Annotated in this window: 23 protein-coding genes; 9 read left to right on the top strand and 14 right to left on the bottom strand. The window is 41.2% G+C overall.

The window, feature by feature from the left end:
* Window positions 1–45 precede the first annotated feature (45 nt).
* Window positions 46–414, top strand: a complete 369-nt coding sequence (locus V7K25_RS15305) for an STAS domain-containing protein (protein WP_012411454.1) — start codon at window positions 46–48, stop codon at window positions 412–414.
* A gap of 76 nt (window positions 415–490) precedes the next feature.
* Here the strand turns inward: V7K25_RS15305 and V7K25_RS15310 are convergent, their stop codons facing one another.
* The gene (locus V7K25_RS15310) at window positions 491–1,093 is read right to left on the bottom strand and encodes a chromophore lyase CpcT/CpeT (RefSeq protein ID WP_335159279.1); all 603 of its coding nucleotides are present in this window, start codon (window positions 1,091–1,093) and stop codon (window positions 491–493) included.
* Between the two features lie 205 nt (window positions 1,094–1,298).
* Between V7K25_RS15310 and psb29 the strand changes: the two genes are divergently transcribed.
* Window positions 1,299–2,006, top strand: coding sequence for a photosystem II biogenesis protein Psp29 (gene psb29 / locus V7K25_RS15315; RefSeq protein WP_335159281.1), 708 nt, complete (start codon window positions 1,299–1,301; stop codon window positions 2,004–2,006).
* A gap of 89 nt (window positions 2,007–2,095) precedes the next feature.
* Here the strand turns inward: psb29 and V7K25_RS15320 are convergent, their stop codons facing one another.
* From V7K25_RS15320 to V7K25_RS15330, 3 genes are all read right to left on the bottom strand, one after another.
* Complete coding sequence (locus tag V7K25_RS15320; RefSeq protein ID WP_118165339.1) at window positions 2,096–2,458, bottom strand: phage holin family protein; 363 nt, start codon at window positions 2,456–2,458, stop codon at window positions 2,096–2,098.
* A gap of 267 nt (window positions 2,459–2,725) precedes the next feature.
* Complete coding sequence (locus tag V7K25_RS15325; protein WP_335159283.1) at window positions 2,726–3,424, bottom strand: ExbD/TolR family protein; 699 nt, start codon at window positions 3,422–3,424, stop codon at window positions 2,726–2,728.
* Window positions 3,425–3,465: 41 nt separating this feature from the next.
* A complete protein-coding gene (locus V7K25_RS15330; protein ID WP_335159285.1) occupies window positions 3,466–4,194 on the bottom strand; it encodes a MotA/TolQ/ExbB proton channel family protein in 729 nt (242 codons plus the stop codon).
* Between the two features lie 365 nt (window positions 4,195–4,559).
* Between V7K25_RS15330 and V7K25_RS15335 the strand changes: the two genes are divergently transcribed.
* Window positions 4,560–4,886 (top strand): YkvA family protein, encoded by a 327-nt coding sequence (locus tag V7K25_RS15335; protein ID WP_335159287.1) that lies wholly within the window; start codon window positions 4,560–4,562, stop codon window positions 4,884–4,886.
* Between the two features lie 97 nt (window positions 4,887–4,983).
* Here the strand turns inward: V7K25_RS15335 and V7K25_RS15340 are convergent, their stop codons facing one another.
* Entirely contained in the window at window positions 4,984–5,361 is a 378-nt protein-coding gene (locus V7K25_RS15340) for a GxxExxY protein (RefSeq protein WP_335159289.1), read from the bottom strand.
* Window positions 5,362–5,423: 62 nt separating this feature from the next.
* Window positions 5,424–8,630, bottom strand: coding sequence for a glycoside hydrolase family 15 protein (locus V7K25_RS15345; protein WP_335159291.1), 3,207 nt, complete (start codon window positions 8,628–8,630; stop codon window positions 5,424–5,426).
* 499 nt (window positions 8,631–9,129) lie between these two features.
* Between V7K25_RS15345 and V7K25_RS15350 the strand changes: the two genes are divergently transcribed.
* The gene (locus V7K25_RS15350; protein WP_335159293.1) at window positions 9,130–10,662 is read left to right on the top strand and encodes a hypothetical protein; all 1,533 of its coding nucleotides are present in this window, start codon (window positions 9,130–9,132) and stop codon (window positions 10,660–10,662) included.
* 104 nt (window positions 10,663–10,766) lie between these two features.
* On the opposite strand, the gene V7K25_RS15355 is transcribed toward V7K25_RS15350, so the two are convergent.
* The 5 genes from V7K25_RS15355 to glyA form a co-directional block, all read right to left on the bottom strand.
* The gene (locus V7K25_RS15355; RefSeq protein ID WP_335159295.1) at window positions 10,767–10,982 is read right to left on the bottom strand and encodes a type II toxin-antitoxin system HicB family antitoxin; all 216 of its coding nucleotides are present in this window, start codon (window positions 10,980–10,982) and stop codon (window positions 10,767–10,769) included.
* 26 nt (window positions 10,983–11,008) lie between these two features.
* Complete coding sequence (locus V7K25_RS15360; protein WP_335159297.1) at window positions 11,009–11,425, bottom strand: type II toxin-antitoxin system VapC family toxin; 417 nt, start codon at window positions 11,423–11,425, stop codon at window positions 11,009–11,011.
* Entirely contained in the window at window positions 11,412–11,672 is a 261-nt protein-coding gene (locus V7K25_RS15365) for a CopG family transcriptional regulator (protein ID WP_335159299.1), read from the bottom strand. The genes V7K25_RS15360 and V7K25_RS15365 overlap by 14 nt, the downstream gene beginning before the upstream one ends.
* 48 nt (window positions 11,673–11,720) lie before the next feature.
* A complete protein-coding gene (locus V7K25_RS15370; protein WP_335159301.1) occupies window positions 11,721–12,971 on the bottom strand; it encodes a competence/damage-inducible protein A in 1,251 nt (416 codons plus the stop codon).
* 112 nt (window positions 12,972–13,083) lie between these two features.
* On the bottom strand, window positions 13,084–14,367 hold the full coding sequence (glyA, locus tag V7K25_RS15375) for a serine hydroxymethyltransferase (RefSeq protein ID WP_335159303.1): 1,284 nt from the start codon (window positions 14,365–14,367) through the stop codon (window positions 13,084–13,086).
* Between the two features lie 592 nt (window positions 14,368–14,959).
* On the opposite strand from glyA, the gene V7K25_RS15380 reads away from it, so the two are divergent.
* Window positions 14,960–16,051, top strand: coding sequence for an exostosin domain-containing protein (locus V7K25_RS15380; protein WP_335159305.1), 1,092 nt, complete (start codon window positions 14,960–14,962; stop codon window positions 16,049–16,051).
* A gap of 100 nt (window positions 16,052–16,151) precedes the next feature.
* Here V7K25_RS15380 and V7K25_RS15385 read toward each other — a convergent pair whose 3' ends face one another.
* Entirely contained in the window at window positions 16,152–18,926 is a 2,775-nt protein-coding gene (locus tag V7K25_RS15385; protein ID WP_335159307.1) for a M16 family metallopeptidase, read from the bottom strand.
* 626 nt (window positions 18,927–19,552) lie between these two features.
* On the opposite strand from V7K25_RS15385, the gene V7K25_RS15390 reads away from it, so the two are divergent.
* The 4 genes from V7K25_RS15390 (at window position 19,553) to V7K25_RS15405 (ending at window position 21,086) form a co-directional block, all read left to right on the top strand.
* On the top strand, window positions 19,553–20,035 hold the full coding sequence (locus V7K25_RS15390; RefSeq protein ID WP_335159309.1) for a hypothetical protein: 483 nt from the start codon (window positions 19,553–19,555) through the stop codon (window positions 20,033–20,035).
* A 262-nt stretch (window positions 20,036–20,297) separates the two neighbouring features.
* On the top strand, window positions 20,298–20,570 hold the full coding sequence (locus V7K25_RS15395; protein ID WP_335159311.1) for a YlcI/YnfO family protein: 273 nt from the start codon (window positions 20,298–20,300) through the stop codon (window positions 20,568–20,570).
* A 30-nt stretch (window positions 20,571–20,600) separates the two neighbouring features.
* A complete protein-coding gene (locus tag V7K25_RS15400; protein WP_335159313.1) occupies window positions 20,601–20,831 on the top strand; it encodes a hypothetical protein in 231 nt (76 codons plus the stop codon).
* 93 nt (window positions 20,832–20,924) lie between these two features.
* Window positions 20,925–21,086: a type II toxin-antitoxin system RelE family toxin gene (locus V7K25_RS15405; RefSeq protein ID WP_335159352.1), complete on the top strand. Its 162-nt coding sequence runs from the start codon at window positions 20,925–20,927 to the stop codon at window positions 21,084–21,086.
* Window positions 21,087–21,173: 87 nt separating this feature from the next.
* Here the strand turns inward: V7K25_RS15405 and V7K25_RS15410 are convergent, their stop codons facing one another.
* Window positions 21,174–23,243, bottom strand: coding sequence for a prolyl oligopeptidase family serine peptidase (locus V7K25_RS15410; protein WP_335159315.1), 2,070 nt, complete (start codon window positions 23,241–23,243; stop codon window positions 21,174–21,176).
* 525 nt (window positions 23,244–23,768) lie between these two features.
* On the bottom strand, window positions 23,769–23,984 hold the full coding sequence (locus V7K25_RS15415; RefSeq protein WP_335159317.1) for a DUF2839 domain-containing protein: 216 nt from the start codon (window positions 23,982–23,984) through the stop codon (window positions 23,769–23,771).
* Window positions 23,985–24,048: the final 64 nt, after the last annotated feature.

Consider the following 24,048-nt stretch of genomic DNA (forward strand, 5'->3'; position numbering starts at 1 on the left):
CTGTAACTAGCTAATCTTTAGAAAAATGTCACGGGGAGGGCTTTAGTGATTCATATAGACCAAAAAACTTATACAACCCAAGACGGAAACACCGTTATTGTCCTGACACCAGCAGGTCGGCTAGACATTACCACTGCTTGGCAATTCCGGCTGAAGTTACAAGAATGTATTTCCAAACTCAGCCGCCATGTAGTTGTAAATCTGGCTCAGGTAAATTTTATTGATAGTTCTGGTCTCACGTCTTTGGTTGCTGGAATGCGTGATGCTGATAAAGTCAAAGGCAGTTTCCGTATCTGTAATGTACATCCAGAAGCCAAACTCGTATTTGAAGTGACGATGATGGATACTGTCTTTGAAATCTTTGAAACAGAAGAGGAAGCTTTAGAAGGTGTACCTCGTAGCATCGCTAGCTAAAAAATGAGTTAGGAAACGCGATTAATCGTGTATATACAGGAGTTAATTCAAAATTCATAACTCATAACTCATGACTTTATCTTATTGAATACTGGTTTCGCTTTGTGTAGCGATAAGGCCCCATAATCGCTCCCCAAGTTGCGTTTCCAGTTGCTGGATCGATTCCTTTGTCGTAGCTGTAAAATTCTGCCGTAGTAGCTTCAAAACCCAAGGAAACATTGATGCTATTGCCAAGATAAGTAAAGCTGCAACGAGTTTCTGGTGGTGCGGTAGCGGTAAATTTATAGCGATCGCCAGCTAGGGTTTCCTGAGTAACTGTTAGGATACAACCTGGTAGTAAATCTAATTTTTCAGATGTCAGTGTGTTAAGTAGAGCAGCGTTATTGCCTGCGCCTATTAATGCACCTGGATCTTGAGGCATGTAGTATTGTACTTCCAGAGATGTGTCATTGTTGCCCTGACGCAACCGCATAATTCGTTGGCGGTAAGGTTTATCTAGCTTAAGAACGTTAGCCTGTTCGGCAAACAGGGTGATGCTATCTTCTGTGAACAGATTAATTGGTCTTTGCCACAGCCGGAGGTGGACATACCAAATTGGTTCTCCTATGGCTTGTTCCTGATTATCAAATTCACCAGCTAGATACTCACCCAAAGCAATTAACTGTGGCGAGAAGTTCATATAATGCGATAAAAAAATCATTAAGGATAAATATTTTTGGCTATTTTTTTAGCGGAAAGGGTCTTAATCCCTTATGGCTACTAGCTTATAAAATACTTTTGATTTGTCTACATTGTAAATGAAACTGTCACCAGTCAAAAGCTAAACTTGGCAAAGTAGCCTTTAAGCGAGAAAATAAAGATACGTCGCCCTTAACATTTTCTTTGTGAACAACGTCCGTACTGTCTCTGATACAAAACGAACTTTTTACAATCTTCATACCCGTCCGATCAACACTATTTATCGTCGGGTAGTAGAAGAATTGATGGTGGAAATGCATCTGCTGTCAGTAAATATCGATTTTAGCTACAATTCAATTTATGCCTTGGGCGTCGTCACTACTTTTGACCGCTTCATGCAAGGCTATGAACCAGAACGGGATCAAGAATCAATTTTTAACGCCCTATGTCGGGCTATGGAACAAGATCCGCAACATTATCGACAAGATGCCGAAAGATTGCAAGCTGTAGCTAAAGGTTTGCCAGTTAAAGATTTAATTGGGTGGCTAGGCCAAACTACTTTTTTAGATCGAGATGGTGATTTACAAGCTCAACTGCAAGCGATCGCCAACAATCCTAACTTTAAATACAACCGTTTGTTCGCAATTGGTGTATTTTCGTTATTAGAACAGTCAGATCCCGAATTAGTCAAAGATGAAAAGCAACTCACGGAGGCGCTGAAAGCGATCGCTGCTGGTTTGCACCTTTCTAATGACAAACTCACCAAGGATTTGGAGCTATATCGTTCTAACCTAGAGAAGATGGCGCAAGCGCTAATAGTGATGGCAGATATGCTCTCAGCCGATCGCAAAAAACGCGAACAACGTAAACAACAATCAACTACCCCCGTTGCTCCCCCAAGTTCCAACGAATAGTTAGGAGATGGAAGTGAGGAGTGATGAGTTATAAGTTAAGAGTTATTAATAACTCCTAACTCATAACTCTTAACTCCTAAGTTTTGATTTTAGACGCCCAATAATTTGTAGATTAAGCTGTTAATTATAGTCAGCGCAAATGCCCCAATAACGGCACTCCAAATCCCGTAACGCAAGCGAAAGCCCTCTACTAACCAAGCAGCAATACTAAAACAAACCACGGCAATCATAAATGTGAAAATGCTGGATAGTAAGTCCAATGTGAGCAAATTTGGTACTGCAAAAACGAGGCTTAAAATCGGTCTGACTATTGCCGTCACGATACCAAGCACTGCGGCAGAAAGGAAAGCTTTACCAGGAGTATCAATTTCAACTCCTAAAGGTAATTTACTAATTATCAACAGGCTAATAGCTGTTACTAACCAAACAATTAAAAGCGTCACAATATTCATGCCACAAGCCCTGAAACGTGAATGGCAATTGGTGATAAATTACTTCACTTTATCAGTGGAAAAATCTTTAAAGCTCAACCAATTATCTATAAATTAGCAGGAAATTTTTCTTTAAGGGAATTTTATTTTAGTTATCTTTAGGTTTGGGAAAATTTTGAAGGGGAGTGGGAAGTAGGGGAGGCAGGGGGCAAGGGGAAGAATAAAAATTACCTCTTTCCCCTCTGCTCCCTGCTCCCTGCCCCTCTACCTCTTCCCCGTGCCCCTATTTCATCTTTTAAGACTAGGTTGGGTTTTTTTGGGTGCTACAGGCACTTGGGATGCTGGTGGGTTGGAAATACCAGGATTGATCGGGTTAATGCCTTGTCCAGTTGGAGGCTGACTTACGCCAGGAAGGGGTACAGAATTAGGTGCTAAGGGAAATTTCGGGGTAAGATTCCCTTCGGGATTAATGCCTGGGACTGGTGCGGTTGTGGGTATTGGTGTTGCACCAGGATCGATTGGGAAAGAGGGGATATTAGGCTGGTTAAGTGAGTTTGTGGGTGGTTGAGATGGGCCAGGAATAATTCCTAAAGAAACGCGATCGCCTCCTACTTGCCGTAGCAAATCCAATGTCTCAATCACATCATTATAAGTTGCTGTCCGCGAAGCATTCAGCACCACAACGGCACTAGGGTTTGCTTGAAGATACTGTTTTAACCTCGCTCCCAAATCATCCCGTTGTACAGGCTGTTTTTCTATGTAAGTATTGCCAACGGCATCGATAGTTACAATCAGACTTCCACTCTGTGATGTTATTCCAGATACTGAACTGGCGCTGGCTTTGGGCAAATCAACATTTATTGCCTGTTGGCGCGTAAATTGTAATGCCGCTAATAAAAAAAACGTCAGAATACAAAAAACAACATCTATTAAAGGGATGATTTGAATTTGGATTTCTTCAATTGGGGTATGTAGATTAACTTTCATTTTCTCAATTTAAACGCCTATTTCGGGGGTTGAATTTTTAACTAATTAGGTGCATTTGGGGATTCAGGAGGTTCAGGTAACCTAGTCTTTCCTGGTTTGCGGGGTGGAGTGAAATTTTCTGGCACAATTGCTGATGTACTATTACTAAAATCAGGGGGGGACTGACGGTAGAGCAATTCCATTTCATTCCCAGCCTTCCGAAAAACTTTGACTTGGTTGACTACAAAACTTTGAAATAGGCGATAAAATACCAAACTAATAATGGCAACTATTAGCCCAGTTGCCGTACTAATTAACGATTCACCAATACCAGTAGTTACTCCGGCGGTAGATTCAGTTCCCAAATCACCAATCCGAATTGAGCGCAGGGAGCGGATTAGTCCCAAAACCGTGCCCAACAATCCCAACAGGGGCGCGAGGGCAATTACGGCTTCTAAAAGTTTTTCGCCTCGCCGCATTCCAGCCAATTCATCTTCGGCTGTAGCCTCAAGTGCTAGTCGAAAGGTTTCTGCATCAGTTTTTGGAAAACGTAAGGGAGCATAGAGAAAACGCCCGACAGGCTGATGGCTTGCTCGTTTTGCAATGTCAGCAGCTTCTTGCCAATTATCCTGGGCAGCATCCAGAATGCGATCGACTATTTGCTTTTCCTGAGTCAAAATTCGCAACCAGAACCACAAACGCTCAAAAATCACACTCAAAGACAGAACCGATAGAACTAGCATTGGCCACATCGCTGGCCCGCCTTTATAAAATAAATCTAAAATATCCACTGTTTTAGTTTCCTCCCTCCATGACTAAAGCAAATGTGCTAAGGCATTTTAATTCTAGAGATTAATGCAAAATGAGGGACTTCCAAAATATAAATTTACCGAAAACCTAAAAAGATAGTGTAAGCATGGGGTATTGGACTCAGACTAGTGGAAAAACTTGCTGCTGGGTTGCCATAATTCCAAATTAGTACAATCACTGTCTAATTTGTCAAACCCTTGCGGTATTAAACTCTTATAGAGAATTACAAAATAGGTTTTTGATGACAGATTACGAGTAGCGTCTTCCAGACTAATTAGGGCGGTTATTCGCACCAGAAGTTTTTAGGATTATTTGTCAAAATTAAAAATAACTGGAGGTTCAAAATATGAAATTTTCAATCGAATCACTTTACACCTGGTATCGCAATGTGCTTCGTAACCCGAAGTACCGTTGGTGGGTAATTTTAGGAACGCTAGCGTATTTGGTTAGCCCATTTGATATTCTTCCAGATTTTATACCCGTTGTGGGACAAATTGATGATGTTTTCCTTTTGACTCTGCTAGTTTCTGAGGTGTCTGGGCTAGTAATTGAGGGGTGGAAGGCTCGTAAGGGTGAGGTGGGTACTGAAGCATCTAATACTACTGAAGGTTCTACCTCTACTGCAAGCACTAACGCAAGCACTATTGATGTTGATGCTGTTTCTGTTAAGTAGTTTTAATAAAACCCCTGCTTTTGGAATCTGAGGTGGGGGATATTTTTTTTTACGCAGAGGGGCGCGGAGGGAAGCGCAGAGGTTCGCAAAGGAGGAGTTAGAGGTTGTTGGCTACGCGTTTGATGCCTTCTTTGAGGTGGAGGACGTTAAAGTTTAGGAGAAGGCCTAGTTTGCAGTTTGCTAGTTTGAGATAGGTTAGGAGTTGAACTGAGTGAATCGGGTGGAAGGATTCTACAGATTTAATCTCTACAATTATTTGGTTTTCGACAATCAAATCTAATCGATAAACGCATTCTAATTGCACATCTTCGTAAACTAAAGGCAATGGAATTTGTTTACCAACATTCAACCCGGCCTTCTTCAGCTCATAATTCAAACACTCCTCATAAGCCGACTCCAACAAACCAGGCCCCAAAGCAGTATGCACCCTCATCGCACAACCAATAATCACCCCACTCAAATCATTCTCTCTCATCCTCTGCGCTCCTCTGCGTTTCCCTTCTCTGCGAGACGCTTCGCGAATGCGTTCCTCTGCGTTTAAAAATCTTTCACAAATTCCGTCAAGAATCTAAACGCCTTCAAAATATAACTAGCGCAATCTCTAGGAGAGGTATTGTAAAACGATCGCCACGCACTCGCCTTATCCTCGTCATAGCGATCGCTGCGATGAGCATGATTTTCCAGCCACGCCAATCGCACTGCATGGCCAATTAATACATCCAACACAATATATTCTTCAATTTGCAGCTTAGGATTATTGGCAGCGATCGCAGCTAATTCGATTAATGCTTCAATATTAACTTGTCGGTATTCTGGAGCTTCAATTTTATTTAGCAAATGCTCAACCAAGAGAGCAAAATTCCTTTCCCCGGCTGTCATTTCCGAGAGCATTATCTCACTATCTAAACGATTACGGCGCTCTAATTTATCTCCAATAACTAAACCCTTGCAATGTTGCATTAATAGCCAAACTTGCTTAAAAAATTCTTTTGGTACGCGCCCCGTTGCACCCTCGGCTTGGCGAAACCGCCGCCAACCGCCTGGCGGAACTTCTATCTCTTCACCGCTTCCTGGTAGCACCACCCAAGCAATATCACTTTCTTTTTGTTTAACGTGCAGTGATTCTTGCTGGCGCAACAGGTTACTCATACCAGTATATCCAGTTAATACCTGACGCAAGCGCACTTTAACTTCAAAGGGTGAAAGTTGCATTAAGCGATCGTAAGCTTCATCTTGAGTGACATGCAATTCCCGCGCTAGTTCGCTGGTAATCAATAAGATGAGATAGCCGACTCTCAGCGTTAGTAGTCCCTGGAATAATTCGGGTTCTGAGCGAATTAAGATACCAACATAGATTAAAATCTCTTGAGTGAGGACGCGATCGCGGATATCCTCACGACAAAAATGATTAATTTTATCGGCAATTTCATCGTGAGACATGGGTACGCTAATCAAGGACGCTTCACTGTAAGCTTTACCCACAGCAATTTGCTTACCCCGCACCAAAATACTTGTGACTGCATCTGATAGGCTGATATCAACCATTTGCCGTAACCCAGCAGCCCGACGCACTACTGCCCAAATGCCTAAATCTCCAGCTTTGGTGTAAACTTCATCTAGTAAATCGGCTACAGTGACAGGATATCCTGGGCCGCCATATCCCGTATCAAATTTCATTCCCTGCAAGCGAGTTAAAGTTTGTAATAACTCGATTTGCTCGTAGATATTCTCTGATGAACGCAAGCAAGAAAGCAATAACCCCAAGTTAGTTTCGTACTCCATTTGAAATTCTTGGGTATGTCCTAAGCGCCAGTTTTTCTCAGGATGGTAAGCTAGATAATAGCAACGTGGGCTAGCATTTTTTACTGGCGATCGCGAGAATTCTGCATTTGGAAGAAAATCAATTCTTTGGATTCCGGCTGTCAGCATTAGCTGATTTAACCGCCCTAATTTCACTCGCACACCGTTACAAACACCATCTTTCAGTTCTTGCATCAATTCTAGTAATGCTTCCGAACCTGCCTCTAACATGGTGTGCGTCAACATTAAAGTCAAGGTAGGACGACCTAAATCACTCCAATATTTTTGAATGTAAGCTAGTTCGCTTCTAATTTGATCTAGTAAAAAATGGTAATCAAGGGTTAAGTAAAACTGTTGAGAGTCGGAAAATGAAGGCAAAAATACAATTGTTTCACCGCTAATCCGAAATATTCTAGATGTTGTTAAACTCCGCAACCTTCGCACTGGCCGTCCAGTTAAACCAAGTTTATTGTTACGTCCAATTTGGGTATAAATAGCTGAAAATTCTCCAGCTTTTCTCACTTGAATCGGTTCTACTTGGGTGGGTGTTTGCGTTTCAATTCCGTGAACTTCTAGTTTTGTTTGTAAATCTTCATCTTCTGCTAAGAAAGCAATTTGTACCAATGCCTCGCGCTGTTTGCCCACACACAAATGTCTTCCCAAAGGGTCGATATCACCAACTGCTATTAAACCTTCACTCAACATTTTACCGAGAAAATATAAACTCTGCGCCCACACTAAAGGAATATTTTCATTGGGTAAACGTGGCTGCGTTTGGGGTGCTAACTTTTCTGCTTCTATATTTTCGGCTGGAACATAATAGAGTTCTGGTAATAAACGCAAGCCATTTTGTTCTATAAGTAATGATTCTAAAAGAGTTTGGTATTTTTTAACTTGTTCTTGTTCGCCGCGAAATAATCCATCTAGAACTAAATAAGTAAAAAATAACGGCCATTCGCATTCAATATGCTCAAATTGTTTGAGTTCCCACGGTTCGTAGTGTAAACGTTGATTATCTTCTAAAACGGTTTGGTGTCCATCACGCAGAAATCGTTTGCAGCCGTATTTACCTGCGAGTTTATTGATAATATCGTTTAAAGTGCGATCGCGTAATTGCAAATCTTCTACTGCAAAGGCAGGATAACTAATAATACTTAACAGCGCCGCATCAATTTCTTTGGAACCAGATTCCCTTGGTAATAAGGATTCTAAAGTAATCCGGGCGCGGGCAATTTCATCTGGTAGCACATGAATTACCGATGCTTGACTACCACGCACACCAAACAAATCCAGTCCGTTGATGGCTTCTAAAGCAGCTTTTGCCATGCCTACAGAACTGGCATTTAACTCAGCACTACCACGATTTATTTTATTACCGCGTTCCCAAATACCGTAATCTGGTGTGCGGTAAGCTCGTCCAATGTAGTAAACCAAATTTTGGACGAAATTCACCTCATCAATCGTGTAAATTATTTGTACTCCTGCTGCGGTCATTTGCGCCAATATCAGCAAAAATATAGATGTGGCATCAAGTTGCAAATGTCCCCATTCATCATCACCAACAACAATATCACCGGTCGCAGTATTATATTTGGCGTGCAGTCCATCTAGTAGCGACTGAGTATGTTTAAATGTCTCTACTTTATGAGCCTGTCGCATCATTGCAAACAACAACCCGCGCATTAATTTAATAACACTATGTTCTAATTCATAGGTGCGTCCCTGATCGTCATCAATCTTGCGGTATGCAAGTCCTAAACCCCAAACTGCTAAAATGCTGTAAACATTGTCTCGCACCCAGGCATCAGTATAATCACCGTGGGCTGTAATCGCTGTACTCGCAGGCAGTAAACCAGTAATTGGATTCTGCCGAGTCAGGATGATCGTTTTGATTTGCTGGTAGTAATAGTCCAGGCGAGATAGCAATTTAGTAGATGTTTTCATGGCTTGGTTCAGAACAACTTGCAAAATTTGACCCTGTGACTGTTAACTGAATTACCTAAACCAAGTCAGAATAACTTCTGTAATGGTTGATGGGAGAACAGCTAAGGGTGGTGTGAGTTTATTATTATCTCCTGTTAATACGCCTCTGGGTACTGAATTTTAGCGATTCCGAACTAAAATATGATATTTTTCAAACATTCATTCATAAGGGTAATTATTTATACATAAATAGTGATTCTCTTATGGGCTAGACAACAAAGCTTCCTTACCTTGGATCAAGCTATCTCAAATCGCTCCATAGTTTTTTTATTCGTCCAAAAATGGACTCTTTTGTAACAAACTGTAAAGAACACAGCAAGCGATCGCGTGATTAATTGTGCCGATGGGTAGGTATAGGATGACTGATGGTTAGAAGTTGAGTCTGTTAAATGTTACTTTTAATCTAGCGAGTGGGAATACTTGAACTAAGTTATTGCTAAGATTCTCACTAGTACTAAGTATGATACAGCTAAATATTCTAGAACTTGCCAAGCAGGGCGATACCAATGCGATTAACACTCTGGTAAGTCAGTGGTTAAATTTACCCGCAATTACGCCAAAAACTAGTTTAAAAAAAAATTGTCTACAGATAATGCTGGAATCATTTGAAGTTCCAGTACAACAGTTGGTAGTCCCACTTATTTGTGATGGATTAATTAATTTAGGCATGCAATCTTTTAAGAATGTCAAAATATACGGTAGAGTAACAGGTGAAGATTTACCAGATTGGCAACAAGAAATTGAGTTAGAAGCACTAGTAAATTCACATGTATTAACATCTCAAATAAATATTGAAGTTGAATCTTCAATTGCCATTACTAAAACAACAAAAGAGAATAAATTAACTGTAAAAAAACCATCTTTTTGGGATTCATTGTTTGAAGCAGTAGCAGGAACAGCCGAAGTAGTTGGCGGCGTTGCTGTTCAAGCTGGACAAGCTGCTACAGGAGCAGCTATAGGCATGAGTGGAACTATTGGAGGTGCTGCCGCTCAAGCTGGGCAAGCTGTTGCAGGAGCGGCTGTAGATATTGGCGGTGCGATTGGTGGCGCAGCTTTTCAGGCAACACAAGTAGCAGGACAAGCACTAACAATTGTTGGCAATAATCCCCAATTGCAAGTGGCAATAAAATCTCTAAATCAAGATTGGTTAAATCCTTTAATTGAACACGTTGATTTAGTTGAAGCCGAGGCTACTGTCAGAAAGTTACAACAAGAACACCCAAATAAGCAACCAGCACAAATTGCCCATTATCTTATGCTAGAAAAAGCTGTTTTTGCAGGAGGAACAGGGCTTGCTAGTAGTCTTGCTCCAGGATTAGCAGCTGCAATGTTTGCAGTGGATTGGACTGCTACATCTGCATTATCAGTGGAGTTAGTCTATCAAATTGCTGCTGCCTATGGAATGGATTTAAAAGATTCCGATCGCAGAGCAGAAGCAGTAGCAATTTTTGGTTTAGGGCTGGGCGGAAAAACAGCAATCAAAGCAGGTTTGGGTTTACTCCGAAATCTGCCAGTAGCGGGAGCCGTTATTGGTGCTAGCTCAAATGCAGTCATGATTTACGCATTAGGTTATGCGGCTTGTCAGTTTTATGAAGCAAAGCAGAATCCATTAACTTTAGAGGCAACATTAGTAGATGCTCAACTAGAGAGCGGAAAATTTCTCGAAGCCGCTATTTCTCAAGAAAAGATTATGGATCAGATTTTGGTTCACATGGTCTTAGCAGGTAATCCAGATAAATCTTGGGAAGATATTTTACCAGAATTACAAGCTGCCAACCTTAGCCCTGCCTCAATCGATGCGATCGCAGCTAATATCAAATCTCCACCATCTTTAGAAACTTTACTTGAGCAAATTAATAGTGACTTTGCCGTACCTCTACTGGCGCAATGTCAAAAAATTGCTGATCTAGATGGAGTAATTACACCAGCAGAAGCTAAGGTTATAGATTCTATTAACAAAAAGTTAAACTGTGATTTGGCTGCAATCAAGTAACCTGAATAAATATTGGTTTTAAGATTTTTTACCAAAGTGCGATCGCAACCTCTACACAAAGTACATAGACGCGGGCTTGTCGTCAGACATTGCCACTCTGCTAATCATGAGGCTATCTGGTAAATTGCAGGACAATATCTCGGTTCAGGAATTAGTTTTCCCTCCTTTTTCACAGCATCTAACCATGCTTCTTTTGCTTTCAAAACTTCACGAAGCGCTTCTTCTTCAGTTGAACCAAATGCTGAACAGTATTTCAAATCAGGAATATCAGCAATGTAGCGATCATCTTCTTCACTATAGAAAATATAAATTTTGCTCATAGTTGCATAATTGATAATTGAGTTTTTTAACATATCATCAGATTTTCAAACGGATACTGATTTTTCCAACGGTAAGCATTAAAATCTCTGAAATCTATAGACAAAATTCTTCCATGCCCCAGATGTTCTGCCAAAACTACTAACGAAGCATCGGTCAGATCCATTGGTAAGTTCGCATATTTTTCCATCAGTTCACAAATGCGTTTACCATGATGGGGTTGCAAATCAAAAACCGTAAAAGCCCCTAAAAATAAGTTATTAATGAAACTTACTTGGGCATGGTTCCCCATCTTTGTTAACAGTAAATAACAAGTTTCTGTAACGACAGCCCAAGTCGTAATCAGAGGTTTATTGACATTGGCAAGTACTGTTATTGCTTGAGTGTGGTACGAGTCATTGCGATTTGCCAATGCTAACCAAAAGCCAGTATCAACGATAATCATACTTAGCTTTCAAGGCATCTCTCAAAATTAATTTGTAATTTCCAGATAGATCCGAATGTGTCTCACCGCAACCAATAAAGCCTGTTTGGGTGAGCATTGAGAAAGGATTCTTTTGCTCCTGCTGAAGCTGCTGGTAATACAATTCAATAGCAGACTTAATCACATCTGTTATTGCCTGATTAGTCTGCTGTTGAATAAAGGCTAGTTTTTCAGCATACTCGTCATCTAATCGCGCATTAATTCGCATCGTTAAGTTAGTTTGTCATACAAAAGTATGACAAAGATAACATACCTTCTACCTCGTCAACAACTTCCGCCGCAGATTATCCAACGCTGCATTGGCGCTGACATGACGAATTAAAGCTCGACCTCGCACTGTACCAAACTGATACTCAAAACTTGCCACTTCATCCTTTGGCCCAGCTAAACCAATGTAAACTAAACCCACTGGCTTAGTTTCTGTCCCTCCAGTTGGGCCAGCAATACCAGTAATACTCAATCCCCAAGTTGTTGCAAGGCGAGTTTTAACTCCGACAGCCATTTGCTCTGCAACAGTTGCACTTACCGCCCCAAATTTATCTAAATCTTCCTGGTTAACCCCCAGCAGTCTAACTTTCACCGAATTGTCATAAGAAATTACGCCACCCCAAAAGTAATCAGAACTCCCAGAAATCTCAGTCAACATTTGCCCTAAACCACCACCGGTGCAAGATTCTGCGACCGAAAGCGTTTCTTTTGATGCCCGCAATAACTGACCAACCACGGAAGCAAGAGTATCATTATTAACGCCGTAGAAATCCAGTCCGGCAATTTCTTTAAGTTGTTTTTCAATGGGCGCAATTAACGTTTCTGCGGCTGCTTCTGAAGTGGCTTTAGCTGAGACTCGCAATCTTACTTCCCCTTTACCTGCATAAGGAGCTACTGTGGGATTTGGCAACTTCAAATAAAAAGAAACTTTTTCCGCTAAAGCAGATTCACCAATACCCCAAAACTTTAAACTCCGACTGTAAATAATTTCTTGACCCCAACCTTGACTTTTGAGAAATGGCACGGCTGTTTCTTCCCACATTACGTGCATTTCACTAGGAACACCAGGAAAGGTAAAAATCGTGATTTCAGGGCGAGGTTGCCAAATAATACCGGGTGCAGTTCCAGTGGGGTTGGGGAGAATTTCTGCACCTTGGGGAATCAAAGCTTGCTTGCGGTTACTTGGTGACATAACCCGATCGCGTTGGGCGAATTTCTGGGTTATGTCTTCGATGATATCAGAACGTTCTACCAACGGAACTTTAAAAAAATCGGCGATGGTTTCGCAGGTGAGGTCATCTGGTGTTGGGCCGAGTCCACCAGTGAAAATGAGAATTTGCGCTCTGGAAATAGCAATTTCTATAACTTGCTTTAACCGTTCTGGATTATCCCCAACCACTGTTTGATAGTAATGGGGAATTCCTAGCTGCGCTAATTGTTGCGCCAAAAATTGAGCATTGCCGTTGAGGATATCTCCTAGCAGCAGTTCAGTACCAACACAAATAATTTCTGCACTCATTGGAAGGAATAGTTAAGAATTGAGGAGTTAGGAGTTAGAAGTTAGGAGTTAGAAGTTAGGAGTTCAAAACTTAAAACTCATCACTCTTAACTCTTAACTCCTAACTATAATGTCAGGCTAATGCTGGTACAGGAATTTCTAGGTGAGGATATAAGGGGAAGCGATCGCACAATGCTGCTACTCGTTGCCGACAATCTTGAGTTACTACGTCGGAATCTGGAGAAAGGAGGCGATCGCTAATAATATTTGCAATCTCGGTAAATTCTGCTATTCCTAAACCTCGCGTGGTCATTGCAGGCGAACCTAACCTCAGACCACTGGTAACAAATGGCGATTGCGGATCGAAGGGTATAGTATTCTTGTTAGCAGTAATATTCACAGTACTAACTAGCTTATCTGCCTGCTTACCAGTTAGACCGACAGAACGTAAATCTACCAGGATTAAATGGTTATCAGTGCCATTAGATACTAGCTTTAAACCCCGGTTTTGCAGTTGTTCTGCCAAAGCACGAGCATTTTCAATCACTTGGGCAGAATAGGTTTTAAACTCAGGCTTCAGGGCTTCTCCAAAAGCTACTGCTTTTCCAGCAATGACATGTTCCAATGGTCCGCCTTGGCTGCCAGGAAAAACAGATTTATCTAGCTTTTTACCTAGTTCTGCGTCGCTGGTCAAAATTAAACCACCTCTAGGGCCGCGTAGAGTCTTATGTGTAGTTGTTGTCACCACATGACAATGAGGAATGGGATCGGGATGAAGACCACTAGCAACTAAACCAGCAATATGGGCAATATCGGCAAGTAAGTAAGCGCCGATTTCATCAGCAATACTACGGAATTTTTCAAAATCAATTATCCGGGGATAAGCCGAATAACCACAAATCAAGAGCTTAGGACGCTCCCTCAGCGCCAGCTCCCGAATTTGGTCGTAGTCAAGTTGTTCTGTTTGTTGGCTGACACCGTAGTGGCTAACTTGGAACCACTTACCTGAGACATTTACAGGTGAACCGTGGGTGAGATGTCCCCCATGAGACAAATCCATCCCCATAATTTTGTCTCCTGGTTCCAACAGCGACAGGAACACTGCAAAATTGGCTTGTGCGCCAGAATGAGGTTGCACATTCGCATGAGCAGCACCAAATATCTGTTTAGCCCGGTTAATTGCCAGTTGCTCGATTTTGTCGATATACTCACAACCGCCATAGTAGCGTTTACCAGGTAATCCCTCGGCATATTTATTTGTCAGTACTGAACCTTGAGCGGCTAGTACAGCAGCAGAGGTAAAGTTTTCACTAGCAATCAACTCCAAGTGGTCTCGCTGACGCTGTAGTTCCTCGTTGATTAACTCCGCGATCGCTGGATCGGTGGAGGTAAGAAAGTCTGAGTTAGTCTTAGTCACTTCAATTATCCTTGTGGAAATTTGTACAACGGCTGGTTTTGGTTGGACGCAGCACCTAACAGTCCACTCTCAAGAGTCCATAGCCCAAAGTCTATAGTTCAATGATTTTTGACTGCTCTACAGAGGCGATTAATCGTCTCCGTACATTGAGGTTTATTTGTGCCAACTTATTTATTATTAGACGATTAATTATCATAACGTTGCTTTTGGAAGCTGCGCTAAATAAAGCTTGTTGCGACGCCGAATAGCCCGTCGGAGATATCGCTCCTCTGCCAGACAAAAAGCTAAACGCTTCAACAATTGTGGAACATGGCTGCAAAGTTCTACGCGGCAAAACTTAAGCACACAGCATTATCGTTAGGAAGGTTAGTTGTTGTGATTGCTGTGCTATAACCGCAGATATACTTGCAGATGCCTTGTGTGGACAGGCTACCGATGAATGAGCTAAAAATTTAGTTTTTGGTATATTACAATACATATATTTTCGGAATTTATTAGTATAAGAATAAATCTATCTAAAGGTTGTTTGAAATTAATTCAATTTATTATAAGATTCCTCAGTTCTTCAACTAGTCTGAATTCAGGTTAAAACATGCAATTAAGTATCTATTCTGATAAAAATTATCTTCCTAAAGGAATGGAGCCAGTTCCAATGCTTTATCCCTTTTGGACAGAATTTATCCCTAGTGAAAAATACCCTTGGTCTAGATTGTATGGCAAGTATCTAGAGATAAGTAATTCCCTTTTTAAAATGACTTCCCTACAGGAAGCTGACTTAGTTGTAATGCCTATAAACTGGAGAGTTATCAGGGGAGAAAGTTGGAGAAGTAAAATTAATAAAGAAGTAGAAAGTCTATCTATTGAATTTGCAGAAAAAGTAGCTAATAGCGGCAAAGAATTAATTATTTTTTTTGCAGGTGATTGTTGCGTCGAAGAAATTCCTGTCAAGAATGCAACAGTATTTCGGATGGCAGTATATCGGTCGAAAAGGAAGCAAAATGATATTATTATGCCTTCTTTTACTGAAGATTTTGTTAAAGAATATTTAGGAGGACAAATGTCCCTCAGGCATAAATCTGAGAAACCTGTTGTTGGATTTTGTGGACTAGCAGTAAAAGATTCATGGGAAAAGAAACTAAAAACGGTTTTATTTCACGGGGCGATGTTAACCAAATCATTAGAACTTGGAGTTTCGCCTTACAAAGGACAAATTTTGCGTAGTCAGGCTCTGGAAGTACTTGCAGAAAGCCCCTCTTTAGTAAACACAAACTTTATCATCAAAGACAAAACAGTATTTCTAAATACACAAGATGTAGAGCAAAGACAGAAAGCTCGTGCTGAATATGTGAAAAATATAGTTGAGAGCGACTACATTTTGTCATGTCGTGGTTCTGCAAACTATTCTATTCGACTATATGAAATCCTCAGTTGTGGTCGTATTCCAATTTTTATTGATACAGACTGCGTTTTACCTGACGAGTCTATAATTGACTGGAAAAAATATTGTGTATGGATAGATGAGAAGGAAATACCACATATTGCAGAGAAAGTAGCTGAATTCCATGACAATATTTCAGACCAAGAATTCTTAGATTTACAACATGAGTGCCGAAAACTGTGGAAGAGTAGGCTTTCTGCTGAGGGATTTTATACTAATTTTCATCATCATTTTTCGAGAAAGTAATTCATTTAAATAAGTATTATGTCTAGAACGAAATAGCTCTAAGCTAAAACACAAAGGCGTAAAGCAAATTTTAGCACCTTTGTGTTTTAGCTTGAGGTAATTACCTGCCCTTAGGTACAGTCTCTTCAGGGCCAGCAGTGACAATTATCAGACTTTGCGGCTTAATTAAATCTTCAATTGCCTGTTGCATCTGAGCCATTGTAACTGCTTGTATTCTGTGGGGAAAGTCTCGGATTTCTGAGCGTGAAAGTCCTAAAACAGCATTATCCAAAATTATGCTTGATACATCACTAGGATTAGCTAAATCCACAGGATAGCTATTAGTAATTGAGCGTTTTGCTGCGTTGAATTCTGCCTCAGTCACTCCTTGTTCGCGTAACTGTTTGAGTAAAGCGAGAGTACTAGCGATCGCTTTTTGGGTATCAAGAGGAGCAGTCTGCATCTGAATCAAGAACGGGCCGGGATTGATTCCGGCGGCAAAACCACTATAGATACCGTAGGTTAAACCCTGGCGATCGCGTACTTCCGTACCCAAGCGGCTCGCTAAAGTATCACCACCCAAAATTTGATTCAGTACCAGTGCTGCATAATAACGTGGGTCTTTCCGAGAGATACCGTTGTAGCCGATGTAGGTAACAGCTTCGGATTTACCAGGTATCACTTTGTTTAAACGTGTCAAAGTTTGCGGCAATGGCACGGATGGTATTTTCAGAACAGGTGGCTTACCTGTGGCTGACCATTTGCCAAATGCCTGATTTAGCAAAGGTTTTACCTTAACCGGATCAAAGTCTCCCACTAAGGCGATCGTTGTGTTATCTGGTCGGTAGTGTGTCTGGTAGAAGCCAAGCAAATCATCACGAGTAATACTCTTTAAACTTTCGGCTGTGGGAAAGCTGTGGAATGGATGATTTTCTGGGTAAATTGCCTGCTGAAATACTTGTCGTCCTAAACCTCTGGGGTCATCTAGCTGGACTTTGAGACCTGTCAGTGCCCGTTGGCGACTCAGTTCTAACTGATCGGCTGGGAAAGTGGCGTTTTCTAACACATCTGCCAGAGTTTGAATCAATATCGGCAGGTTCACTGAAAGTCCCTCACCGCTAACGCTAACTCCCTCGCGGCTGGCACCAAAATTCAAATCGGCTCCCCGATCTTCTAAGGTTTTTGCTAGGGTAAGAGCATTTTTAGTCTGCGTCCCATTCATTAAGTTGGCCGCAGTCAAATTCGCTAATCCAGCTTTTTGATTGCCGTCAAATTCAGTACCAGCGTCAATTTGTCCACTCAGGTTAATGGTGGGGAGGTTGCGATCGCGCAAGAGCAAAACCCGCAAACCATTATTCAAGGTTAACTCTTCTGGTAGTGATTGTTTGGCTGAATCTGTCGCTGATGTGGCAGGTGGCAGATATTTTGCTAGCTCTGCTGGATCTACAGGCTTACCAGGGCTAAAATTTTCGACAGTGCGACTAGAACCAGCGCTAGAAGCCCCTGGTTTACCATCTGGTTGAGTTGGCTCAAAGAAGCCGATGGTTTGTTTTGCCGGAATTAGGTAAGTTTTCGCTACTTTCTGTACTTGGGCTGGGGTGACTTTTGCGATCGCAGCCAGATACTTTTCAATAAAACGATAATCGCCGGCCACAGTTTGGTTATACCCTAGTTGGGTTGCCTGACTAGTGATATCTTGGTTACCCAAGATATACGAGGCTTGCAGTTGCGTCTTCGCCCGGTTCAATTCTTCAGTAGTAACTCGCTGTTCTTGCAATTTTGCTAAAGATTCCTGAAGCACTTGGCCAATTTTCTCTAATTTTTGACCCGGAGCCGCCGTTGCATTAATTTCATACCAACCTGGTTCGATGAGTTCGGCAGCGTTGCCACTCGCTGAACTAGCGAGTCCAGATTCCACCAAAGCCTGGTAAAGCCTAGAACTACGTCCGCCTGTGAGGATGGCATCCATGACATCAATTGCCGGGACATCAGGATGCTTGATATCTGGCAGAGGATACACCGCTTGCAATAGTGCTGCACTTCCAGGTTGCTTAAGGACGATGGGTGCTTTTTTAGCAATAGAGCTAGAAGCATTCACCTGGGCAGAATTTTTAACCACAGCCGTCTTGGGTCGTTTTGGCAACTTCCCGTAAGTTTCTTTAACAACTTTGAGTACAGATTCTGTGGCAAAATCCCCTGTAATCACCAACGTGGCATTTTCTGGGCTGTAGTAGGTTTGGTAATAATTCCGCACCTGCTCCACCGTGAATTTTTCTACATCAGCTTTTGTGCCTCCTACAGGTAAGCCATAGGCTCTATTAGGGAAAGCATCTTGCATCACTGCTCGACTCAGACGATAGCCCGGTGAATTTTCGTACCCCTGTAACTCGGAGATTACCACCCGCTTTTCACTTGTGAGTTGATCAGGCCCAACTAAGGAGTTTTCCATGCGATCGGCTTCCAGTGTCAACAATGCTTCGAGTTTGTCTCGTTGCACTGTGCCAAAGTAAGCTGTTTCGTCATAACTAGTAAAAGCATTGAACTGGCTACCCAAGGCACTAAATAATCTGCCAAACTGCACAGGACGGTCAGTTGTACCCTTGAACATTAAATGTTCTAGCTGGTGAGAAATGCCATTCTGTCCCTTAACCTCATTACGTGAGCCAACTTTATACCAAACTTGTACACTTACTACTGGAGCGGTATGGACTTCTTTAGTTAGAACTGTTAAGCCGTTGTCTAATACGGTTTTTTGTACCCCTTGGGTGAATGAGACAGCAGATACAGGTGCGACTGCCGTTGGTGTTGCAGCATTGGTGAAATTGCTTGAAAAAGGCACAATACTTAGCAAGAGGCTAAGAAAAAATCCTACAAGCATATATGAGCGTAGCTTCATAAGCAATGGGAAATGCAAAATTTCTAATTATAAAACAAAACCTTAGTATCGCTTTCTGGAAGTCAAAAGATTTACATTCTCGGCTTTTTTACCATTTTTAATGGTAGCTTTATTTCCGCTATGCCGTAATGGTCGGTTTTCAAGTTCACGAGCAATACCCTACAACAAAGGTATAAAAATCTTTTTCCTTATTCCTTACCACTTGTTCTCTAGTTTCAAGACAGATGTAACTCTACCTAGTATTACAACTTATTACAAGTATGTTAACAACGATTGCGATGTATTTGATTTGAAAAGTTTTCCGGAATATCCACTTTTAGAATTGGTTTTATTCCTTGTCATCCCATCAGGGTAGATATGTTCGTTAAACAATTTTGGATTTTGGATTTTGGATTGCCGATAGCACAGTGTAAAACCTACGGCATAGCTTTGCTTAGAGCGAGTCCGCTTACCACTGCGGGAAAGCAGGCTACGCGTAGCGTCTGGTAGAGAGCGTCTTTTGGATTTGTTTTACCCACCATAAAAGCAGAGCTACGGGCATTGCTTGGGGTGGGGCATAAACCGAAATAATTTTTAATCTAAAATCTAAAATTGGCACGGTCAAACTAGCAATAAATTTTTGAAATATGCAAACAAAAAACTTAATTACATCATTGACATTAGGTATAACCTTAGCCGCAATACCTGTATTACAATCTCATGCCCAAATTGCAAGAACACCGAACTTGTATAATTTCACAGGGTATAATTCAAATGGCAATAAAGTCAGTATTAATTACTCAACGTCAAGCTTTACTGGTAAGCCCCTTTTCAACTATCAAGTGCAGAAACAGACATTAAACTTTACGGGAGATGAGATCCGTACTGTAGATACGGAAATTGGTACACTAGTGAGTGTGACTCTTAAAAAGACAGTAGATACTGGCAACACCACATTTACCTTGCTCATACCTCGTGTAAACCTTGGAAATAACATCGAAGCAAAAGTTGAAACTAAAGGAATCACCACAACAAACCGCTTTTCTGTGATTCCTCAATTCAACCAGGGGCAGCAACAAACTTATACTACAATCAATCTCAAGGGGACAGCCCAATCTGTTGCATTTTAAGCACAAGAGGGATAAATAAATTAAACTTCTTGCTCAGATGCAGGAAAGCGGTAAGGGTGAAGGTAAATAATTGTTTCTCTCCACCCTTACCGCTTAAATACACCTTACCCAGAAGTGGAAGCGATCGCGTTTATCGAATTGATGAAGCAGTCAATACTAAGCGTGTTGGGTGAGCGGTATCAGCAGGCGATTTAACTCAAGGCAACAGGTGAAATGATTAGAGACTGTGCCATAGAGTGGTTACAATAAATGGTATCAATATTTGGTTGCACTTCTCGCTATGGAACGCGAAGCCCTAACAATTCGGTTTCCGGCTGATTTACTTGTCAAAGCTAAGAAGATTAAAGAGGGTAGTGAATCCCTGAATGATTTAGTGGTTGAGGTTTTGGAACGTGAGGTAAACCGCCGCAGGGGATGGGCAGCTCATCAACGGATAATTGATCGCAGCGAAACCGTTAAAGCTAAAACTGGGATACAAGCAGCCTCTACAGATTTGATTCGCAGCCTCAGAGAGGACGAAGGGCGACGTGACTAGAGTTTTGTGTTTAGATACCAATAAAATTTTGTGAATACAGTAGAAATTCGCCAGCAAATTAAAGAATATGTCGATCAACTCTCCCCAGAGAGATTATTAGTCGCTGCTGATTTTTTAGCATATTTAGCAGAAAGAGATGATGATGAAGCAACTGAAGAATTGTTGAAAATAGAGGGTTTTAAAGAAGCGCTTGCTAAAGCAAAGAAGAATGTTAAACAAGGTCAAGTAATTTCTGTTGACGAACTGCAACGAAAATATTAAGTATACTGTATTAGTATTGATGCTCAAGAATTTTTCGAGTCGTCTTCTGCTTCTTTACAAAAAAAATTAGATCGTTGTTTTGAACGTTTAAAGATTGAGCCTCGTAATTCTCCTAATATAAAACCTTTGAAAGGTGAGCTATCAGGTTATTATCGTTATCGCGTAGGTCAATATCGCGTCATTTATGAAATAGATGATGGCTTAATTCAAGTAATGATTATTTTGATTCAGCATCGAAGTAAAGTTTATGAATAATTTTAAAATGTATAGGGAAGTTTGACGCTTATGGAAATAATGTAGTGCGTTACACTGCGTTAACGCACCCTACAAAGAAATTAACCCCTAAACTTCAACATTCAAAGTACGCACCAAAAAAGCCCATTTGTCTGAGGCTTCTTCGATAATTTTAGCCGTGGGTTTACCCGCACCATGTCCTGCTTTAGTCTCAATTCTAATTAGCGTTGGCGCATCACCTGCGTGAGCCTCTTGTAAAGCTGCGGCAAATTTGAAACTATGAGCAGGGACAACCCGATCGTCATGATCGGCTGTGGTAATTAAGGTTGCTGGATAAGCTGTATCTGGTTTAATGTTGTGTAGTGGCGAATAAGCATACAGGGCTGGAAACTCTTCTGCATTATCTGCTGAACCATATTCGGAAGTCCAAGCCCAGCCGATGGTAAATTTGTGGAACCGCAACATATCCATCACCCCGACTGCTGGTAAAGCTGCACCAAACAAATCGGGACGTTGTGTTATACAAGCACCCACTAATAAACCGCCGTTACTACCACCTGCGATCGCTAGCTTCTCAGTCTTAGTATACTTATTAGCAATCAACCACTCAGCAGCGCCAATAAAGTCATCAAAGACATTCTGCTTTTTATCCTTCATTCCTGCTTGATGCCATTCTTCGCCGTATTCTCCACCGCCGCGTATATTAGGCATAGCATAGACACCACCCATCTCCATCCACACCAAAAGACTCACAGAAAAACCAGGTGTCATTGAAACATTAAAACCACCATAGGCATAGAGATAAGTTGGATTATTTCCATCTAATTTTATGCCCTTTTTATGAGTGATAAACATTGGTATTTTCGTACTATCTTTGCTATGATAAAAGATTTGTTTAGTCTCGTAATCATCAGCATTAAAATCTACCTGTGGCTGGCGGAAAATGGTACTTTTACCAGTACCCATATCATAGCGATAGATAGTTCCTGGTGTGGTGAAACTGGTGAAACTATAAAAAGTTTCGGTATCATGACGCTTACCTCCAAAACCTCCGGCTGAACCGAGTCCAGGTAATTCTACCTCACGAATAAACTCACCTTTGAGGTCAAAAATTTTAATTTGGCTGTGAGCATCTTTGAGGTAATCAGCAACAAATTGGTTATTGAGTATGCCGACACTTTCCAAAGTTTCTGCTGATTGGGGAATGATTTCTCGCCAATTTTCTGGTGCAGGGTTTTTGGTGTCAATTGCAATAACTCTTCCTCTTGGTGCTTTTAAATCTGTGCGGAAATAAAACACGCTATCATCATTGTCGATAAAGCTGTAATCTACCTCAAATTGGTTAATTAGTTCTACGACTTCAGCATTAGGGTTAGTCAAATCTTTAAAGAAAACCAAATTTTTGGAGTCAGTACCTAGCCAAATTGAAATTATTAAATAGCGTCCATCTTCAGTAACACCACCACTAAAACCCCATTCTTTTTGGTCAGGACGATGATAAATTAGTACATCTTCTGATTGGGTTTTACCTACTTGATGATAATAGAGCTTTTGATAATAGTTAACATCTTCTAATTGAGTTTTTTCATTTGGCTCATCGTAGCGACTGTAGAAGAAACCTTGATTATCATGTGTCCACGATGCCCCAGAAAATTTAATCCACTTCAGATGGTCTTGGAGGTCTTCACCAGTTTCAACATCGCGTATTTTCCATTCTTGCCAATCAGAACCAGAGGCGGATAGACTGTATGCTAAAAGTTTACCATCCTCGCTAATAGACAATCCCGAAAGAGCAACAGTGCCATCTTCTGAAAGTTTATTGGGGTCGAGTAAAACTTTGGGTTGGTTGTCGAGGGTTTTCAGAGTGTAGAGGACACTTTGATTTTGCAGTCCGTCATTTTTGAAATAAAAGTAGCGCTCACTTTCTTTAAAAGGGATACCATATTTTTCATAATCCCAAAGTTTGGTGAGGCGTTGTTTAATTTTTTCCCTGGTAGGAATTTCGTTCAAGTAGCCAAAAGTAACTTGATTTTGTGCCTGAATCCAAGCCCTTGTTTCTTCCGAGTCAGGATCTTCTAACCATCGGTAAGAATCTGCGACTAAATTACCGTGGTAGTTATCGACTTGATTGCTTTTGTGGCTGGATGGGTAGGTGAGGGGTTTTTTAGAGAAGGGCATAATCTCAGGTCAAAAGTGCTTCTTTACATACTACAAAGATAGACCCAAGACGTAGAGCATATACTGACCAAAGCTGCGGGAAAATTCCAATTTAGGACTAGCCCTTTCAAGATAAGTGCTAAAATCTCTTTTTTTCTCTCTGCGCCCTCCGCGTCTCTGTGGTTCAAAAGTATTTTATTTAACCGCAGAGGCGCAGAGAACGCAGAGAGAAGAGGTTAAAGAAGAATTCATAGACTAAAATTTTCACCTACCTTAAAAGGGCTAAAATTTAGGACTAGCCCTTTCAAGGTGGCCAACCAAGATACGTTGTTTCAGTGCTACCATCTTGAATCATCCGCTCAGATTTTCGGCTTTTTGAAGGTTGAAATAACCAATTTTCGTTCTAAATTTCAGCACCTTGAAAGGGCTAAATTTAGGACTTACGAATTGACAGGAAATACCAAATATGATCACTTTCAAAAATCACATCTGTCCTAGGGGTAAAGCGCATTGCTAAACCCCTACAGCGCTGGTCTACAGCAGCATTTAGTAAACTACTTGCCACCAACCGAAGGCTGGGCCAATAAAACGGATGGTTGCCCATGCTACAACCATAAGTCCAATGCCTATCCAAGCACCACGACTTGTCCAATTTACAAATAATTCGGCTTGCTTTTTTGTGATGGGAAGCCAAGGCAAGATGCGAGTATCTTGACCGTATGTTTCCCCTAATGCGGTTTTACGACGCTTTGCTTCACCCATAATCAGCAACTCAAATTTTTACTTAGGTTCTATCTAAATTTATCTTGCCAGGAATCATAGCTAC

The organism is Nostoc sp., from assembly GCF_036919495.1.
Lineage (GTDB): Bacteria > Cyanobacteriota > Cyanobacteriia > Cyanobacteriales > Nostocaceae > Nostoc.

Excerpts from the sequence above, each read along its gene's own strand:
- V7K25_RS15365 (WP_335159299.1), bottom strand. The coding sequence starts at position 11,672 with ATGCGAATTAATGCGCGATTAGATGACGAGTATGCTGAAAAACTAGCC.
- V7K25_RS15415 (WP_335159317.1), bottom strand. The coding sequence starts at position 23,984 with ATGGGTGAAGCAAAGCGTCGTAAAACCGCATTAGGGGAAACATACGGT.
- V7K25_RS15335 (WP_335159287.1), top strand. The coding sequence starts at position 4,560 with ATGAAATTTTCAATCGAATCACTTTACACCTGGTATCGCAATGTGCTT.
- V7K25_RS15320 (WP_118165339.1), bottom strand. The coding sequence starts at position 2,458 with ATGAATATTGTGACGCTTTTAATTGTTTGGTTAGTAACAGCTATTAGC.
- V7K25_RS15360 (WP_335159297.1), bottom strand. The coding sequence starts at position 11,425 with ATGATTATCGTTGATACTGGCTTTTGGTTAGCATTGGCAAATCGCAAT.
- V7K25_RS15340 (WP_335159289.1), bottom strand. The coding sequence starts at position 5,361 with ATGAGAGAGAATGATTTGAGTGGGGTGATTATTGGTTGTGCGATGAGG.
- V7K25_RS15350 (WP_335159293.1), top strand. The coding sequence starts at position 9,130 with ATGATACAGCTAAATATTCTAGAACTTGCCAAGCAGGGCGATACCAAT.
- V7K25_RS15310 (WP_335159279.1), bottom strand. The coding sequence starts at position 1,093 with ATGAACTTCTCGCCACAGTTAATTGCTTTGGGTGAGTATCTAGCTGGT.
- V7K25_RS15370 (WP_335159301.1), bottom strand. The coding sequence starts at position 12,971 with ATGAGTGCAGAAATTATTTGTGTTGGTACTGAACTGCTGCTAGGAGAT.
- V7K25_RS15410 (WP_335159315.1), bottom strand. The coding sequence starts at position 23,243 with ATGCCCTTCTCTAAAAAACCCCTCACCTACCCATCCAGCCACAAAAGC.
- V7K25_RS15385 (WP_335159307.1), bottom strand. The coding sequence starts at position 18,926 with ATGAAGCTACGCTCATATATGCTTGTAGGATTTTTTCTTAGCCTCTTG.
- V7K25_RS15345 (WP_335159291.1), bottom strand. The coding sequence starts at position 8,630 with ATGAAAACATCTACTAAATTGCTATCTCGCCTGGACTATTACTACCAG.
- V7K25_RS15380 (WP_335159305.1), top strand. The coding sequence starts at position 14,960 with ATGCAATTAAGTATCTATTCTGATAAAAATTATCTTCCTAAAGGAATG.
- V7K25_RS15390 (WP_335159309.1), top strand. The coding sequence starts at position 19,553 with ATGCAAACAAAAAACTTAATTACATCATTGACATTAGGTATAACCTTA.
- V7K25_RS15355 (WP_335159295.1), bottom strand. The coding sequence starts at position 10,982 with ATGAGCAAAATTTATATTTTCTATAGTGAAGAAGATGATCGCTACATT.
- V7K25_RS15325 (WP_335159283.1), bottom strand. The coding sequence starts at position 3,424 with ATGAAAGTTAATCTACATACCCCAATTGAAGAAATCCAAATTCAAATC.